General features: G+C 63.4%; 13 protein-coding genes and 2 tRNA genes. 13 read left to right on the top strand and 2 right to left on the bottom strand.

Annotated features, from left to right (window positions below; all coding sequences use genetic code 11):
- The 8 genes from miaA (at window position 1) to SFA35_RS23485 (ending at window position 9,612) form a co-directional block, all read left to right on the top strand.
- The gene (miaA, locus tag SFA35_RS23520; protein ID WP_320573219.1) at window positions 1-972 is read left to right on the top strand and encodes a tRNA (adenosine(37)-N6)-dimethylallyltransferase MiaA; all 972 of its coding nucleotides are present in this window, start codon (window positions 1-3) and stop codon (window positions 970-972) included.
- Window positions 973-1,066: 94 nt separating this feature from the next.
- On the top strand, window positions 1,067-1,327 hold the full coding sequence (gene hfq, locus SFA35_RS23515) for an RNA chaperone Hfq (protein ID WP_320573216.1): 261 nt from the start codon (window positions 1,067-1,069) through the stop codon (window positions 1,325-1,327).
- Between the two features lie 12 nt (window positions 1,328-1,339).
- On the top strand, window positions 1,340-2,641 hold the full coding sequence (hflX, locus tag SFA35_RS23510; RefSeq protein WP_320573214.1) for a ribosome rescue GTPase HflX: 1,302 nt from the start codon (window positions 1,340-1,342) through the stop codon (window positions 2,639-2,641).
- Between the two features lie 96 nt (window positions 2,642-2,737).
- Window positions 2,738-3,916, top strand: a complete 1,179-nt coding sequence (gene hflK, locus SFA35_RS23505; RefSeq protein WP_320573211.1) for an FtsH protease activity modulator HflK — start codon at window positions 2,738-2,740, stop codon at window positions 3,914-3,916.
- Window positions 3,916-4,785, top strand: a complete 870-nt coding sequence (gene hflC, locus SFA35_RS23500; RefSeq protein WP_320573209.1) for a protease modulator HflC — start codon at window positions 3,916-3,918, stop codon at window positions 4,783-4,785. Before hflK ends, hflC begins: the two co-directional genes overlap by 1 nt.
- Window positions 4,786-5,002: 217 nt before the next feature.
- Window positions 5,003-6,190: an ATP phosphoribosyltransferase regulatory subunit gene (locus tag SFA35_RS23495; RefSeq protein WP_320573207.1), complete on the top strand. Its 1,188-nt coding sequence runs from the start codon at window positions 5,003-5,005 to the stop codon at window positions 6,188-6,190.
- Window positions 6,191-6,243: 53 nt separating this feature from the next.
- Window positions 6,244-7,536, top strand: a complete 1,293-nt coding sequence (locus SFA35_RS23490; protein ID WP_320573205.1) for an adenylosuccinate synthase — start codon at window positions 6,244-6,246, stop codon at window positions 7,534-7,536.
- Between the two features lie 141 nt (window positions 7,537-7,677).
- The gene (locus SFA35_RS23485; RefSeq protein WP_320573203.1) at window positions 7,678-9,612 is read left to right on the top strand and encodes a methyl-accepting chemotaxis protein; all 1,935 of its coding nucleotides are present in this window, start codon (window positions 7,678-7,680) and stop codon (window positions 9,610-9,612) included.
- Window positions 9,613-9,780: 168 nt separating this feature from the next.
- On the opposite strand, the gene SFA35_RS23480 is transcribed toward SFA35_RS23485, so the two are convergent.
- Together SFA35_RS23480 and SFA35_RS23475 are read right to left on the bottom strand one after the other, a co-directional pair.
- Window positions 9,781-9,867 (bottom strand) — tRNA-Leu (locus SFA35_RS23480).
- Between the two features lie 164 nt (window positions 9,868-10,031).
- Window positions 10,032-10,118 (bottom strand) — tRNA-Leu (locus tag SFA35_RS23475).
- Window positions 10,119-10,367: 249 nt separating this feature from the next.
- On the opposite strand from SFA35_RS23475, the gene rnr reads away from it, so the two are divergent.
- From rnr to SFA35_RS23450, 5 genes are all read left to right on the top strand, one after another.
- Window positions 10,368-13,034, top strand: a complete 2,667-nt coding sequence (gene rnr, locus SFA35_RS23470) for a ribonuclease R (RefSeq protein ID WP_320573200.1) — start codon at window positions 10,368-10,370, stop codon at window positions 13,032-13,034.
- On the top strand, window positions 13,031-13,792 hold the full coding sequence (gene rlmB, locus SFA35_RS23465) for a 23S rRNA (guanosine(2251)-2'-O)-methyltransferase RlmB (protein WP_320573198.1): 762 nt from the start codon (window positions 13,031-13,033) through the stop codon (window positions 13,790-13,792). Before rnr ends, rlmB begins: the two co-directional genes overlap by 4 nt.
- A 263-nt stretch (window positions 13,793-14,055) precedes the next feature.
- Entirely contained in the window at window positions 14,056-14,481 is a 426-nt protein-coding gene (rpsF, locus tag SFA35_RS23460) for a 30S ribosomal protein S6 (protein WP_213875516.1), read from the top strand.
- A gap of 28 nt (window positions 14,482-14,509) precedes the next feature.
- Window positions 14,510-14,740, top strand: a complete 231-nt coding sequence (gene rpsR, locus SFA35_RS23455) for a 30S ribosomal protein S18 (protein WP_213875515.1) — start codon at window positions 14,510-14,512, stop codon at window positions 14,738-14,740.
- Window positions 14,741-14,776: 36 nt separating this feature from the next.
- On the top strand, window positions 14,777-15,676 hold the full coding sequence (locus SFA35_RS23450; RefSeq protein WP_320573192.1) for a hypothetical protein: 900 nt from the start codon (window positions 14,777-14,779) through the stop codon (window positions 15,674-15,676).
- The last annotated feature ends 19 nt before the right edge of the window (window positions 15,677-15,695 follow it).

Here is a 15,695-nt window from a genome sequence, read left to right as displayed (position 1 = left end):
ATGGCCACGCTGCCTCCGGCCATCTTTCTCATGGGCCCGACCGCCTCGGGCAAGACCGACCTGGCCATCGAACTGAGCAAGGTGCTGCCCTGCGAGCTGATCAGCGTCGACTCGGCGCTGGTCTATCGCGGCATGGACATCGGCACCGCCAAGCCCTCCAAGGCGCTGCTGGCGGCGCATCCGCACCGGCTGATCGACATCATCGACCCGGCGCAAAGCTACTCGGCCGCCGAATTTCGCCGCGACGCCCTCCAGGCCATGGCCGACATCACGGCGCGCGGCAAGATCCCGCTGCTGGTCGGCGGCACCATGTTGTATTTCAAAGCGTTGCTCGAAGGCCTGGCCGACATGCCGCCCGCCGCCCCGCAGATCCGCGCCGAGCTCCAGGCCCAGGCCGCCACAGAGGGCTGGCAGGCCCTGCACGACGAGCTGGGCCGGGTCGATCCGCAGTCGGCGGCGCGCATTCATCCCAACGATCCGCAGCGCCTGATCCGCGCCCTGGAGGTCTACCGGGCCAGCGGGGCCAGCATGACCGAGCTGCGCGCTCGGCAATTGGCGCAAAGTACCGACGCAGCCACCTCGGGACTCGCACAATTACCCTATACTGTGGCGCATCTGGCGATCGCACCGCGCAATCGTCAGGTGCTGCATCAGAGAATTGCGCTGAGATTCGAGCAGATGCTGGAACAAGGCTTCGTCGACGAGGTCATTGCTCTGCGCTCGCGAAGTGACTTGCACACAGCACTGCCGTCTATACGTGCAGTGGGTTATCGCCAGGTCTGGGATCACCTGGATGGCAAGTTGACAGCAGTTGAAATGCAGGAGCGTGGGGTGATTGCCACCCGCCAGCTGGCGAAACGGCAGTTCACCTGGTTGCGCAGCTGGGCTGATTTGCACTGGCTGGACAGCCTGGATGCCGACAATCTGTCACGCTCCTTGAAATACCTGGGTTCGGTCTCCATATTGGGCTGAGTCCTTTGCAATTGCCGTCTATCCTTGGGGGTGGGGCGGCGTGAACCATCTAATTTCTCAGCTTTTTCTATTGATCCTTAAAGGAGTGCGGCACATGTCAAAAGGGCATTCGCTACAAGACCCTTACTTGAACACCTTGCGTAAAGAGAAGGTCGGTGTTTCGGTCTATCTCGTCAACGGCATCAAGCTCCAGGGGACGATCGATTCGTTCGACCAGTTCGTGATCGTGTTGAAGAACACCGTCAGCCAGATGGTCTACAAACATGCGATCTCGACGGTAGTTCCCGTGCGTGCGATCCGCTTGCCTAGCGCAACCGAATCCGAGCAGGGTGACTCCGAGCCAGGTAACGCTTGATAGGAGTCTGCCTTGTTCTTTGAGCGCCACGGTGGTGGTGAACGGGCCATTCTCGTTCATCTGGATGGTCAGGACCCTGAGGCGCGAGAAGATCCGCAGGAGTTTCAGGAGCTGGCCGTTTCGGCCGGCGCCGAAACCGTCGCGTTCGTCAACGTAGCGCGGCATCGTCCTTCGGCGAAGTTTCTTATCGGCAGCGGCAAGGTCGAGGAGCTTCGCGATCAGGTCAAGGCCGAGCAGGTCGACCTGGTCATATTCAATCACACCCTGACCCCCAGTCAGGAACGCAACCTCGAGAAGGTCTTCGAGTGTCGCGTGCTGGACCGTACCGGTCTGATCCTCGATATTTTTGCCCAACGCGCCCGTACCCATGAAGGCAAGCTGCAGGTAGAGCTGGCCCAACTGGAGCATATGAGCACGCGGCTGGTGCGTGGCTGGACTCACCTGGAGCGCCAGGGTGGCGGCATCGGCCTGCGTGGCCCCGGTGAAACCCAGCTGGAAACCGACCGGCGCCTGTTGCGGGTGCGCCTGCGGCAGATCAAGCAGCGTCTGGAGAAGGTGCGCAGCCAGCGTGAGCAGGCACGGCGTGGGCGCAAGCGTGCCGATATTCCTTCGGTGTCGCTGGTGGGCTACACCAACGCCGGCAAGTCGACCCTGTTCAACGCCGTGACCTCGTCCGAGGTGTACGCCGCCGACCAGTTGTTCGCCACGCTGGACCCGACCCTGCGGCGTCTGCAGCTGGACGACCTGGGGCCGGTGATTCTTGCCGACACCGTGGGTTTCATCCGTCACTTGCCGCACAAGCTGGTGGAGGCGTTCCGCGCCACGCTCGAGGAATCGAGCAACTCCGACTTGCTGCTGCACGTGATCGACGCCCACGAGCCGGAGCGCATGGCCCAGATCGAGCAGGTCATGGCGGTGCTCACCGAGATCGGTGCGCAAGGCTTGCCGATCCTCGAGGTGTATAACAAACTCGATTTGCTCGAAGGCGTCGAGCCGCAAATCCAGCGCGACGCCGACGGCAAGCCACAGCGGGTCTGGGTTTCGGCCCGGGACGGGCGCGGCCTGGACCTGGTGCGCCAGGCCGTGGCCGAGCTGCTGGGCGACGACTTGTTCGTGGCCACCTTGTGCTTGCCGCAAAACCTGGGGCGCCTGCGTGCGCAGTTCTTTTCCATAGGCGCGGTACAAAGCGAGACGCACGACGAGCAAGGTTCCAGCCTGTTGGCCGTGCGCCTGCCGCGAGTAGAGTTGAATCGCCTGGTTAGCCGAGAAGGGATGGAGCCCGTGGAATTCATCGAAAAACACACTTTGCAATAAAAGCCTCGCAAAGCGGTTGTGCCGCAGCGGTGAGCATTCTGTAGCATTGGCCGGCGCGCCGTGGGCGCGTCTTTGCTTTATCAGATGGAGAGCGCTATGGCTTGGAATGAGCCGGGTGGCAACTCGAACAATCAGGATCCCTGGGGTGGCAAGCGCCGTGGTGGCGACCGCAAGGGGCCACCGGATCTCGACGAAGCCTTCCGTAAGCTGCAGGAAAGCCTGAACGGTTTGTTCGGTGGCGGTAAAAAACGCAGCGGCAGTGGTGGCGGTGACGACAACTCGTCCAGGGGCGGCGGCCTCGGCCTGCTCGGCATTGGCCTGGTAGTGCTGGCGGCCATCTGGCTGTACAGCGCCGTGTATGTCGTCGACGAGCAGGAGCAGGCCGTGGTGCTGCGCTTCGGCAAGTACTACGAAACCGTCGGCCCGGGTCTTAACATCTACTTCCCGCCGATCGACAGGAAGTACATGGAGAACGTCACGCGCGAGCGGGCCTACACCAAGCAGGGGCAGATGCTCACCGAGGACGAGAACATCGTCGAGGTGCCGCTGACCGTGCAGTACAAGATCACCAACCTGCAGGACTACGTGCTCAACGTCGACCAGCCGGAGGTCAGCCTGCAACACGCCACCGACAGCGCCTTGCGCCATGTGGTCGGTTCGACCGCCATGGATCAGGTGCTGACCGAGGGCCGCGAGCTGATGGCCAGCGAAATCAAGAAGCGCCTGCAAGGCTTCATGGACACCTACAAGACCGGTATCACGGTGACCCAGGTCAACGTGCAGAGCGCCGCTGCGCCGCGTGAGGTGCAGGAAGCCTTCGATGACGTGATCCGCGCCCGGGAAGACGAGCAGCGTTCGCGCAACCAGGCCGAGACCTACGCCAATGGCGTGGTGCCCGAGGCCCGTGGTCAGGCGCAGCGCATCATCGAGGATGCCAACGGCTATCGCGATGAAGTGATCTCCCGCGCCAAGGGTGAGGCCGACCGCTTCACCAAGTTGGTGGCCGAGTACCGCAAGGCGCCGGACGTGACTCGTCAGCGCCTGTACCTGGAAACCATGCAGGACATCTACAGCAGCACCAGCAAGGTGCTGGTCAGCGGCAAGGACGGGCAGAGCAACCTGTTGTACCTGCCACTGGACAAGATGATCGACGGCAGCCGCAGCCCTTCCACGCCGGCCGCCGGCAGCCCGGCACCTGCCAGCGACGCAGGCGCTCGCGCCGCAGCCGACCTGCAGCAGCAACAGCGTGAATTACGTTCCAGGGAGAGTCGCTGATGGGCAATAAATCACTGATCGCCCTGATCGTTGCGGTGGTACTGGGCGTGGTCGCCTGGAACAGCTTTTATATAGTGTCCCAGACCGAGCGCGCGGTGCTCCTGCAATTCGGTCGTGTGGTGCAGGCCGATGTCCAGCCTGGGCTGCACGTCAAGGTTCCTTACGTGAACCAGGTGCGCAAGTTCGATGCACGCTTGATGACCCTCGACGCCCCGACCCAGCGGTTCCTGACCCTGGAGAAGAAGGCGGTGATGGTCGATGCCTACGCCAAATGGCGGGTCAAGGATGCCGAGCGCTTCTACACCGCGACCTCGGGCCTCAAGCAGATCGCCGACGATCGTCTGTCGCGCCGTCTGGAATCCGGCCTGCGTGACCAGTTCGGCAAGCGCACGCTGCATGAAGTGGTCTCCGGCCAGCGCGACGAACTGATGGCGGGCATTACCGAGTCGCTGAACAAGATGGCCAACGACGAGTTGGGCATCGAAGTCATTGACGTGCGGGTCAAGGCCATCGACCTGCCCAAGGAAGTCAACCGCAGCGTGTTCGAGCGCATGAGCACCGAGCGTGAACGCGAAGCGCGCGAGCATCGGGCCAAGGGTAACGAGCTGGCCGAAGGCATTCGTGCCGACGCCGATCGTCAGCGCCGAGTCCTGCTGGCCGAAGCCTATCGCGAGTCCGAGGAAGCACGTGGTGACGGCGATGCCCAGGCGGCGGCGATCTACGCCAAGGCCTATGGTCAGGACCAGGAGTTCTACGCGTTCAACCGCAGCCTGCAAGCCTATCGCCAGAGCTTCTCGAGCAAGGGCGACGTGCTGGTACTCGATCCCAACAGCGACTTCTTCAAGTACATGGAGAAGTTCAAGCCGTGATCGTGGGCACCCCGCCGGGCGGCTAAAATGCCTGGCGGGGTGATCCCTGGCGAAAACGTGTGTATCATGCGGCAGCCGGGAAATTCCCGGCTTTTTTGCGTCTGCAAGTTCGATTACCGATTCGCCGCACCTGTCAGCCGATGGGCAGCAGGCGGTTCGGGCTTCACTCAGGGCCAGTCGCAAGGCTGGCCGTGCGGGATCATAGGGGAAAGGCGTAATGGCAACGGTAGACCGCTGGCTGCTGCCAGATGGCATCGAAGAAGTACTGCCACCTGAGGCGGCGCGCATCGAAGTGGCGCGGCGCAAGGTGTTGGACCTGTTCCAGAGCTGGGGCTACGAGTTCGTGGTCACCCCGCATATCGAATACCTCGAATCGCTGTTGACCGGCGCTGGCCAGGACCTGGACCTGCGCACCTTCAAGGTCATCGATCCACAATCGGGTCGGCAGATGGGCTTTCGCGCCGACATCACGCCGCAGGTGGCCCGTATCGATGCACACACCCTGCGCCGTGCCGGGCCCAGCCGCCTGTGCTATGCCGGCAGCGTGCTGCATGCCAAGCCGCGGGCGCTGTCGTCCTCGCGCAGCCCGATCCAGCTGGGCGCCGAGTTGTATGGCGATGCCAGCCCGAGCAGCGATGTCGAAGTCATCAGCCTGATGCTGGCTATGCTGGAGATGACGGACGTGCCCGATGTGCACATGGACCTCGGCCATGTCGGCATCTATCGTGGCCTCGCCCGCGCCGCTGGTTTGTCCGGCGACGTCGAGCAGCAGTTGTTCGACGCGCTGCAGCGCAAGGCCATCGACGAGGTCGTGGCCCTGACCGAGGGTCTCCCGGGTGACCTCGCCGGCATGTTGCGGGCGCTGGTCAACCTGTGCGGCGGCCGCGAAGTGCTGGCCCAGGCCCGTGTGCGCCTGGCCGGCGCGCCGGCGCCAGTGCTGACCGCCCTGGACGACCTGCTGGCGATCGCCGAGCGGCTGGCGCTGCGTTACCCCGAGCTGCCGCTGTATTTCGACCTCGGCGAGCTGCGCGGTTACCACTACCACACCGGCGTGGTGTTCGCCGTGTTCGTGCCGGGCATGGGCCAGGCCATCGCGCAGGGCGGTCGCTACGATGACATCGGCGCCGACTTCGGTCGCGCCCGCCCGGCCACAGGTTTTTCTACCGACCTGAAAAGCCTGGTGACCCTGGGCCGTGCCGAAATCGAGGTGGCCAGCGGTGGCATCTGGATGCCGGACAGCACCGATGCCGCCTTGTGGCAGCAGGTCCGCCAGCTGCGCGCAGCGGGCCAGCGGGTGGTCCAGGCGTTGCCAGGCCAGGCGCTGAGCGCCGCCGCCGAAGCCGATTGCGACCGGCAACTGATTCAGCAGAACGGGCAATGGCAAGTACTGCCGCTGGCCCTTTGATTTTTCTGCCGGCCGCTGCCGGCACCCAGTTTGCGTGAATGAGGACAAGTATCATGGGTAAGAATGTCGTAGTCCTGGGCACCCAATGGGGTGATGAGGGCAAAGGCAAGATCGTCGATCTGCTGACCGAACATGCTGCGGCCGTGGTGCGTTACCAGGGCGGCCACAACGCGGGTCACACCTTGTGGATCGATGGCGAAAAGACCGTTCTGCACCTGATTCCTTCGGGCATCCTGCGTGACGGCGTCGAGTGCCTGATCGGCAACGGTGTGGTGGTGGCTCCCGACGCTCTGCTGCGCGAGATCGTCAAGCTGGAAGAGAAGGGCGTGCCGGTTCGCCAGCGCCTGAAGATCAGCCCGTCCTGCCCGTTGATCCTGTCCTTCCACGTCGCCCTGGACCAGGCGCGCGAGAAAGCCCGTGGCGAGATGAAGATCGGTACCACCGGCCGTGGCATCGGCCCGGCCTACGAAGACAAGGTCGCACGCCGCGGCCTGCGCATCGGTGACCTGTTCCACCGCGAGCGCTTCGCCGCCAAGCTGGGCGAGCTGCTGGACTACCACAACTTCGTGCTGGTGAATTACTACAAGGAGCCGGCCGTCGACTTCCAGGCCACTCTGGACGAGTGCATGGAATACGCCGAGCTGCTCAAGCCGATGATGCTCGACGTCACTGCCGAGCTGCACAATCTGCGTCGCGCCGGCAAGGACATCATGTTCGAAGGCGCCCAGGGCTCGTTGCTGGACATCGACCACGGCACCTACCCGTACGTGACCAGCTCCAACACCACCGCAGGCGGCATCGCCACCGGTTCGGGCTTCGGTCCGATGTACCTGGACTACATCCTCGGCATCACCAAGGCCTACACCACCCGCGTCGGCTCGGGGCCGTTCCCCACCGAACTGTTCGACGACGTCGGCGCCTTCCTGGCCAAGCGTGGCCACGAGTTCGGCGCCACCACCGGCCGTGCCCGTCGTTGCGGCTGGTTCGACGCCGTCATCCTGCGTCGCGCCATCGACGTCAACAGCATCTCGGGCCTGTGCCTGACCAAGCTGGACGTACTCGACGGCCTGGAAACCATCAACATCTGCGTGGGCTACAAGAACGCCGATGGTGCCGTGATCGAAGCGCCGACCGACGCCGACAGCTACCTGGGCCTGGAGCCGGTCTACGAAGAGATGCCAGGCTGGAGCGAATCGACCGTGGGCGCCAAGACCCTCGAAGAGCTGCCTGCCGCTGCTCGGGCCTACATCAAGCGCGTCGAAGAGCTGGTCGGTGCGCCGATCGACATTATTTCGACGGGCCCGGACCGCAACGAAACCATCGTGCTGCGTCACCCGTTCGCCTGATAAAGCGTTGATGTAAATAGCAAAGGGCCCCAAGCGGGCCCTTTGTCGTTTTTGCCGCCTGTACGGCATGGGCTTTGCTGGGATTATCCGCATATTGGTAAGCCATCATTTTAATGGCGCCAAAGTGCAGGGGATATTCCAGTGTCGGCCGTACTCTCTCTATTGCGCAGTCGTTTGTTGCGTCCGGTGTTCATCGCGCTGGGCATCGCTCTTTTGGTGCAAGTGCTGGTGGCGGTCGCTCTGACCCGGAGCACGGTCACGGCCCTGGAGTCGGATCTCGACCAGCGCCTGGGTGCCGACAGCCAGAAGCTCTCCGGCGAATTGGAAAAGGCCAGCGACGAGGTCACCTCGGGGCTCGACTCGCTGTCCAGCAATACCCGCCAGCGCCTCAGTGCCGGCCTGTCCAGTCGCTTGAAGGATGAACAGGCGCAGCTGCGCGCGACCTTGGAAAAGAGCCTTGAGGATTCTGCCAGCGACATGGCCGAGTTGCTCGCTTCGGTAGCGCCGCGGGCCATGTGGGACAATGACGTGCCGACCCTCAGCGAGTTCGCTCGCCGCGCCCAGCGCAACCCCAATGTGCTGTTCGTGATCTACAACGACGCCCAGGGCGAGCACCTGACCCGCTACCTCAATCGTGACAACCCGATCAACCAGGCCCTTTTGGCCAAGGGCGAGGGCGAGCGGGCTCTGGATAAAGTGCTCAGCGCGGCCAAGACCGACCCCGGCGTGTTCTACGTCGAGTCATCCATCAGCCCCAATGGCGTGGAGATCGGCAAGGTATTGATGGGCGTGTCCAAGGCCTCGGTGGATCTAGAGCTGCAGGCCCTGGACAAGCGCTTTGCGGCACTGATCGCCAGCGGCGATCAGTTGGTGGGCGACAGCCTGGCCGGGGCCTCGGCGGAAAGCGCCAAGGCGCTCAAGGCGCGTCTGCAAAGTGCGCAGAGCAGCGCCAGTGCCATGCAGGCCAACACCACCAGCACCGTGCAGGATGCAGCCGGGACCCTGCGCTGGCGCATCGGCCTGGGCCTGGTGCTGGTCGGCCTCGGGGTGCTGCTGACCCTGGCCGTGGTGCTGGGTCGCCGGGTAGTCAGCAAGCTGCACCTGTTGATCGCGGCGCTCAACGACCTGGCAGCGGGCGACGGCGACCTGACCAAGCGGGTCAAACTCGACAGTCGTGACGAAATCGGCGACATGGCCGGCGCGGTCAACCGCTTCATCGACAAATTGCAGCCCATCGTCCGCGAAGCTGGCGACGTGGCCCAGCGCACCGGCGTCGAGATCGGTGCCATGGCCAAGCGCAACGCCGGTGCCGATGCTGCGGCCGAGCGCCAGCGCGACGAGGTGGCGGCCAGCCTCGAGGCCCTCTCGACCATGGCTAGCCAGGCTCAGGCAGAAAGCCAGGCCATGCGCTCGGCCCTGGACCAGGTGGCCGAGATTCGCCGCGCCACCGACGACAGCACCAAGGCCTCGACCCAGGTCAGCGGCTTGATGGAGGCGCTGGCCGGCCAGGTGGAAACCGGCTCCAAGGTGATCGAGCGCCTGGCCGAGCAGAGCCAGCAGATCGAAGTGGTGCTGACGGTGATCCACGGCATTGCCGAGCAGACCAACCTGCTGGCCCTGAACGCCGCCATCGAGGCGGCGCGAGCCGGGGAGACCGGTCGTGGCTTTGCGGTGGTGGCGGACGAGGTGCGCGCCCTGGCCAGCAAGACGCAGAGTTCGACCGGTGATATCCAGGCGCATATCGGTGCGTTGCAGGCCGGCGCCCGCGAGGCGGTGGCGGCCATCAGTCAGGCCGGGCGCCAGGCCAGCGAGGGGTTGGTGGTGCTGCGCGACAGTGCCCAGTTGCAGCAGACCGTGCAGACATCGGTGGAGCAGGTGCATGCGGCCATCGGTACGGCCACTCGCGCGGCCGAACACCAGGCGCAAGGTGCTCATGCGGTAAAGGGGAGGGTGGAGACTATCCATGTGCAGGCCGAGAAAGCCGCGCAGGCGGTGCTCGAGACGACGGCCAGCAGCAAGGTGCTGGATGGCCTGGCAGCCCAGTTGAAGGCGAGCCTGGGTCAGTTCAGGGCTTGAGGCATGGCGGGTGTGGAGTGGCGTGGGAGGGGGCAAAGCCCCCGAGGGGCCGCCAGGGCGGTTTGATCCTGTTTCAGGATCGAAGAGCTCGCTCCCACAGGCCATCCCCGTCGGTTTTGCTGACCCCGGAAACGCAAAAACCCGCTTTCGCGGGTTCATGCTTGAATTTGGTGCCCAGGAGAAGACTCGAACTTCCACGACCGTAAGGTCACCAGCACCTGAAGCTGGCGTGTCTACCAATTTCACCACCTGGGCAATCACGACAACCTTGTTCGTCGTCGTGGAGCGCACTATATAGAGGCTCCAAGGATCTGTAAACCCCCTTGTGAAGGTTTAATAAATCATTGTTCCATAACGCAAAAACCCGCTTTCGCGGGTTTTTGGAGGGTTCCAGACGCTGTGATCTCGAACGCTTGAATTGGTGCCCAGGAGAAGACTCGAACTTCCACGACCGTAAGGTCACCAGCACCTGAAGCTGGCGTGTCTACCAATTTCACCACCTGGGCAACATCGACTGCGCTGTGCGTCGTCGATGGCGCGCACTATACGGAGCACCCCAAAGGCTGTAAAGCCCGAAAATGCAAAAAAAATGATTTTTTTTCGTTTTATCTGAAAACTATCGGATGAAGCTTCATCAGGGCCGCGCTACTCTCATCGCAGTGTTGATGGTTATCCCATGGCCGGGCCCCGAAATTTCCCGTTTCAAGCGCCGTATGCCAAACTAACCCCTATATAGACAAGGTGAATTCTCTCTAATGGCCGATTGGCAGACCCTCGATCCCGAGGCCGCTCGTGAAGCGGCAAACTACGAAAACCCCATTCCCAGCCGCGAGCTGATTCTTCAGCATCTCGCCGAACGGGGTTCGCCCGCCAGCCGCGAGCAGCTGGTGGAAGAGTTCGGCCTGACCACCGAAGACCAGTTGGAGGCCTTGCGCCGCCGTCTGCGCGCCATGGAGCGTGACGGTCAATTGATCTACACCCGCCGTGGCACCTATGCGCCGGTGGACAAGCTCGACCTGATCCTGGGCCGTATCACGGGCCATCGTGACGGCTTCGGCTTCCTGGTGCCGGATGACGGCAGCGACGACCTCTTCATGAGCCCGGCACAGATGCGCCTGGTGTTCGACGGCGACCGCGCGTTGGCGCGGGTGTCGGGCCTGGACCGTCGTGGCCGGCGCGAAGGGGTGATCGTCGAAGTCATCTCCCGCGCCCACGAAACCATCGTCGGCCGCTATTTCGAAGAAAGCGGCATCGGCTTCGTCGTACCGGACAACCCCAAGGTGCAGCAGGAAGTGCTGATCACCCCCGGCCGCAACGGCGCCGCCAAGGTCGGCCAGTTCGTCGAGGTGAAGATCACCCACTGGCCGACCGTGCGCTTCCAGCCCCAGGGCGACATCGTGGAAGTGGTCGGCAACTACATGGCGCCGGGCATGGAAATCGACGTCGCGCTGCGCACCTATGACATTCCTCACGTCTGGCCCGAGGCGGTGCTCAAGGAGGCCGCCAAGCTGCGTCCGGAAGTGGAAGAGAAGGACAAGGAAAAGCGCGTCGACCTGCGCCACCTGCCATTCGTTACCATCGACGGCGAAGATGCCCGCGACTTCGACGACGCGGTCTACTGCGAAGCCAAGAGCAAGCTGCGCCTGTTCAATGGCGGCTGGAAGCTCTACGTAGCCATCGCCGACGTCTCCAGCTACGTCAAGCTCGGCTCGGCGCTGGACGAAGAAGCCCAGGTGCGCGGCAACTCGGTGTACTTCCCCGAGCGCGTGATCCCGATGCTGCCCGAGCAGCTGTCCAACGGCCTGTGCTCGCTGAACCCGCACGTCGACCGCCTGGCCATGGTCTGCGAGATGACCATCTCCAAGTCCGGCGAGATGACCGACTACGTGTTCTACGAGGCGGTGATCCACTCCCACGCGCGCCTGACCTACAACAAGGTCAGCACCATGCTCGAGCACTCGCGCTCCAGCGAAGCGAAAGCCCTGCGCGGCGAATTCGGCGAAGTGCTGCCGCACCTCAAGCAGCTCTATGCGCTGTACAAGGTGTTGCTCGAAGCGCGGCATACCCGCGGCGCCATTGACTTCGAAACCCAGGAAACCCGCATCGTCTTCGGTTCCTCGCGCAAGATCGCCGAGATCAAGCCGACTGTGCGCAACGATGCGCACAAGCTGATCGAGGAATGCATGCTGGCGGCCAACGTCGCCACGGCCGAGTTCCTCAAGAAGCACGAGATTCCGGCCCTGTATCGGGTGCACGATGGCCCACCGCCAGAGCGCCTGGAAAAACTGCGCGCCTTCCTCGGCGAGCTGGGCCTGTCGATCAACAAGGGCAAGGACGGTCCATCGCCGAAGGATTACCGCGCGCTGCTCGCGGCGATCCAGGATCGCCCGGACTTCCACGTGATCCAGACCGTGATGCTGCGCTCGCTGAGCCAGGCGGTGTACAGCGCCGACAACCAGGGTCACTTCGGCCTCAACTACGAGGCCTACACCCACTTCACCTCGCCGATCCGCCGTTACCCCGACCTGCTCACGCACCGGGCGATCCGCAGCGTGATCCGCTCCAAGCAGGAAACCCCGCACGTACGCCGTGCCGGTGCGATGACCATTCCCAAGGCGCGCATCTACCCGTACGACGAGAACGCCCTGGAACAGTTGGGCGAGCAGTGCTCGATGAGCGAACGCCGCGCCGACGAAGCCACTCGTGACGTCACCAACTGGCTCAAGTGCGAGTTCATGAAGGACCGCGTCGGCGAGAGCTTCCCGGGGGTGATCACCGCAGTGACCGGTTTTGGCCTGTTCGTCGAGCTGACCGACATCTTCGTCGAAGGCCTGGTGCACGTCACCGCGCTACCCGGCGACTACTACCATTTCGACCCTGTGCACCATCGCTTGGCGGGCGAGCGCACCGGGCGCAGCTTCCGCCTGGGCGATACAGTGGAAGTGCGCGTGATGCGCGTCGACCTCGACGAGCGCAAGATCGACTTCGAGATGGCCGAGAACACGCTGAACGCGCCCATCGGTAAAAAAAACCGTCAGGCCAGCACTCCGGTGCCCGCCGCTAAGCCCTCCGGCAAGTCCTCGGCCAAGCCTGCCCAGCGCGAGGAGGCCGCCAAGCCTGCCGCGCGCGGCAAGGCCAAGGAGCCTGCGGCCCGTGACGAGGCGCCGATCAAGCCGCCACGGCGCAGCTCGGAAAAGTCGGGCAAGGCGTCCGGCGCCAGTGAGGCTTATCGCGTAGCCGACGCGGTGGCCAACAACGCCGACGTGCGCAAGAGCCGTGAAATGAAAAAAGCCCTGCTGGCCGAGGCCAAGGGCTCGGGCGGTGGCGCGGGAAAGTCGTCGGCCAAGGCTGACGGCAAGCCCACCACGCACCGCAAGGGGCCGTCCAAGACCGGCGCCCGCAAACCCAAGGCGAAGTCATGAGTCAGTTGGAAAAAATCTACGGCGTGCATGCCGTGGAAGCGTTGTTGCGTCACCACCCCAAGCGGGTCAAGCAAGTCTGGCTGGCCGACGGCCGCAGCGAGCCGCGGGTGCAGAAGCTGGTCGAGCTGGCGAGCCTGAACAAGGTCGCGATCGGCCAGGCCGAGCGCCGCGAGATGGATGTCTGGGTCGAGGGTGTGCATCAGGGTGTGGTTGCCGAAGTCAGCCCGAGCCAGGTCTGGGGTGAAGCGATGCTCGACGAGCTGCTTGACCGTACCGAGGGCGCGCCTCTGCTGCTGGTGCTCGATGGCGTGACCGACCCGCACAATCTCGGCGCCTGCCTGCGCAGCGCCGATGCGGCCGGCGCCCTGGCGGTGATCGTGCCCAAGGACAAGTCGGCAACCCTAACTCCTGCGGTGCGCAAGGTGGCCTGCGGCGCCGCTGAAGTTATCCCGCTGGTGGCCGTGACCAATCTGGCGCGCTCCCTGGAAAAGCTCCAGCAGCGCGGCCTGTGGGTTGTGGGCACGGCGGGGGAGGCCGAGGTCGAGATCTACGATCAGGACCTCACCGGGCCGACCATCCTGATCATGGGCGCCGAAGGCAAGGGCATGCGCCGCCTGACTCGCGAGCACTGCGATTACCTGGTCAAGCTGCCGATGGCCGGCAGCGTCAGCAGCCTGAACGTCTCGGTCGCTACCGGCGTGTGCCTGTTCGAAGCGGTTCGCCAGCGCAACGCCAAGGCGGCGGTCAAGAAGAAGTAGCCGCCTGATCGCGGGCTTCGCGCGCTCCTACGGTTACAAATCGAGACAAGCGTAGGAGTGCGCGAAGCCCGCGATAGGCCGCGCGGGCGGCCGGTGGTGGCCCTGATGCAATCCCCCGCCTGTTCAAATAATCACCAATCTCCTTGCTTCCCCCAGGCCCCTTCTCTACAATTGCGCGCCTTGCCTGCGGGCAAGACTCACTAGTGTCATTCACTCCTTGTCTGACCGCCCTGGCGGCAGGCTACAACCCGTAAGGAGCATTCATGCGTCATTACGAAATCGTTTTCCTGGTTCACCCGGACCAGAGCGAACAAGTTCCCGCGATGGTCGAGCGTTACACCAAGGCCATCAAAGACGACGGCGGCGAAATCCACCGCCTCGAAGACCTGGGTCGTCGTCAGCTGGCTTACGCCATCGACAACGTGCACAAGGCTCACTACGTTCTGCTGAACGTGGAATGCAGCGGCAAGGCCCTGGCCGAGCTGGAAGACAACTTCCGTTACAACGATGCCGTGATCCGTAACATGGTCATCCGCATGGACGAAGCTGTCACCGGTCCTTCCGAGCTGATGAAAGCCGAAGAAAACCGCGGTGAGCGCCGTGAGCGTCGTGACCGTCCTGAGCACGCCGACAGCGCCGATGGCGATGATGGCGACAACAGCGACGCCAGCGATAACGCTGACGAGTAATTCCCGGATCTTTTGAGGAGCCAATTACATGGCACGTTTCTTCCGTCGTCGTAAATTCTGCCGTTTCACCGCTGAAAACGTGAAAGAGATCGATTACAAGGATCTCAACACGCTGAAAGCCTATGTATCCGAAACCGGCAAGATCGTTCCAAGCCGTATCACCGGTACCAAGGCTCGCTATCAGCGTCAGCTGGCTGTCGCTATCAAGCGCGCCCGCTTCCTGGCCCTGCTGCCCTACACCGACAGCCACGGCCGCTGAGTCCAGGTAGTCGACACGTAGCGAAAGGATAGATGCATGCGCGCCTTGGCTGATTTCATCATGCGCGGTCGCGTGCAGGCCACCCTTGTGGTGGTGGGATGTGCGGCATTGCCGCTGTTGTTCTGGTTGAGTGCCGCCGCCGGTTGCCTGGTGTTCCTGCGGCGCGGTATGAAGGACGCTTCGAGCGTACTGCTGTGGGCATTGCTGCCGGCCTTGGTCTGGTGGTTCTACGGCGAACCGCGCACCTTGATGGTGTTGCTGGGGTCGCTGGGGCTCGCGGCCTGTCTGCGTTCGGGGATGTCCTGGAACCGTGTGCTGCTGGTCAGCATCGCACTGGGCCTGGTGTATGGAGTGGTGCTGGGGGCGGTTTTCCGCGAACCCATCGAACAGATGTCGCAGGCGCTTCAACAGCTCCTGCCACGTCTGCTCGACGGGCTCTACCAACAGATGTCGGTAGAGGAGCGAGCGCGCCTGGCAGCCCTGATTACCCCGGTGCTCAATGGCCTGATAGCGGCGTTGCTGCAAACCCTGAGTCTGCTGGCCCTGATACTGGGGCGTTACTGGCAGGCAGTGTTGTACAACCCGGGTGGGTTCGGCCGCGAGTTTCGTGCCGTGCGAATTCCCCTGGGACCGGCGGTCCTGCTGCTGGCGTGCATGCTCGTGGGGCCCAACTTCGGGCCGCAGGTGGCCATGCTTACGCCGCTGTGCAGTGTGCCGCTGGTGTTTGCCGGGCTGGCCCTGATCCATGGCCTGGTCGCTGAAAAGCGCCTGGCGCGGTTCTGGCTGGTCGGTGTGTACGTGACACTGCTGCTGTTCCTGCAGCTGCTCTATCCGTTGCTCGTGGTTGCGGCCATTGTCGACAGCCTGATTGATTTTCGCGGACGCCGAGGCCCCAAGAACGGGCCTGACAACGGATCCGCGAACGGTGAAGGTTAAAAGTTAAGAGGTTATTACC

The organism is Pseudomonas sp. HR96 (genome assembly GCF_034059295.1).
Classification (GTDB): Bacteria; Pseudomonadota; Gammaproteobacteria; order Pseudomonadales; family Pseudomonadaceae; genus Aquipseudomonas.
Note: the sequence above shows the minus strand (reverse complement) of the source record. Positions and strands in the feature narration are given on the sequence as shown.

What these genes read in the sequence shown, in the direction of transcription:
- SFA35_RS23490 (WP_320573205.1), top strand. Translation starts at nt 6,244, where the DNA reads ATGGGTAAGAATGTCGTAGTCCTGGGCACCCAATGGGGTGATGAGGGC.
- hfq (WP_320573216.1), top strand. Translation starts at nt 1,067, where the DNA reads ATGTCAAAAGGGCATTCGCTACAAGACCCTTACTTGAACACCTTGCGT.
- rnr (WP_320573200.1), top strand. Translation starts at nt 10,368, where the DNA reads ATGGCCGATTGGCAGACCCTCGATCCCGAGGCCGCTCGTGAAGCGGCA.
- hflC (WP_320573209.1), top strand. Translation starts at nt 3,916, where the DNA reads ATGGGCAATAAATCACTGATCGCCCTGATCGTTGCGGTGGTACTGGGC.
- hflK (WP_320573211.1), top strand. Translation starts at nt 2,738, where the DNA reads ATGGCTTGGAATGAGCCGGGTGGCAACTCGAACAATCAGGATCCCTGG.
- rlmB (WP_320573198.1), top strand. Translation starts at nt 13,031, where the DNA reads ATGAGTCAGTTGGAAAAAATCTACGGCGTGCATGCCGTGGAAGCGTTG.
- rpsF (WP_213875516.1), top strand. Translation starts at nt 14,056, where the DNA reads ATGCGTCATTACGAAATCGTTTTCCTGGTTCACCCGGACCAGAGCGAA.
- miaA (WP_320573219.1), top strand. Translation starts at nt 1, where the DNA reads ATGGCCACGCTGCCTCCGGCCATCTTTCTCATGGGCCCGACCGCCTCG.
- rpsR (WP_213875515.1), top strand. Translation starts at nt 14,510, where the DNA reads ATGGCACGTTTCTTCCGTCGTCGTAAATTCTGCCGTTTCACCGCTGAA.
- SFA35_RS23450 (WP_320573192.1), top strand. Translation starts at nt 14,777, where the DNA reads ATGCGCGCCTTGGCTGATTTCATCATGCGCGGTCGCGTGCAGGCCACC.
- SFA35_RS23495 (WP_320573207.1), top strand. Translation starts at nt 5,003, where the DNA reads ATGGCAACGGTAGACCGCTGGCTGCTGCCAGATGGCATCGAAGAAGTA.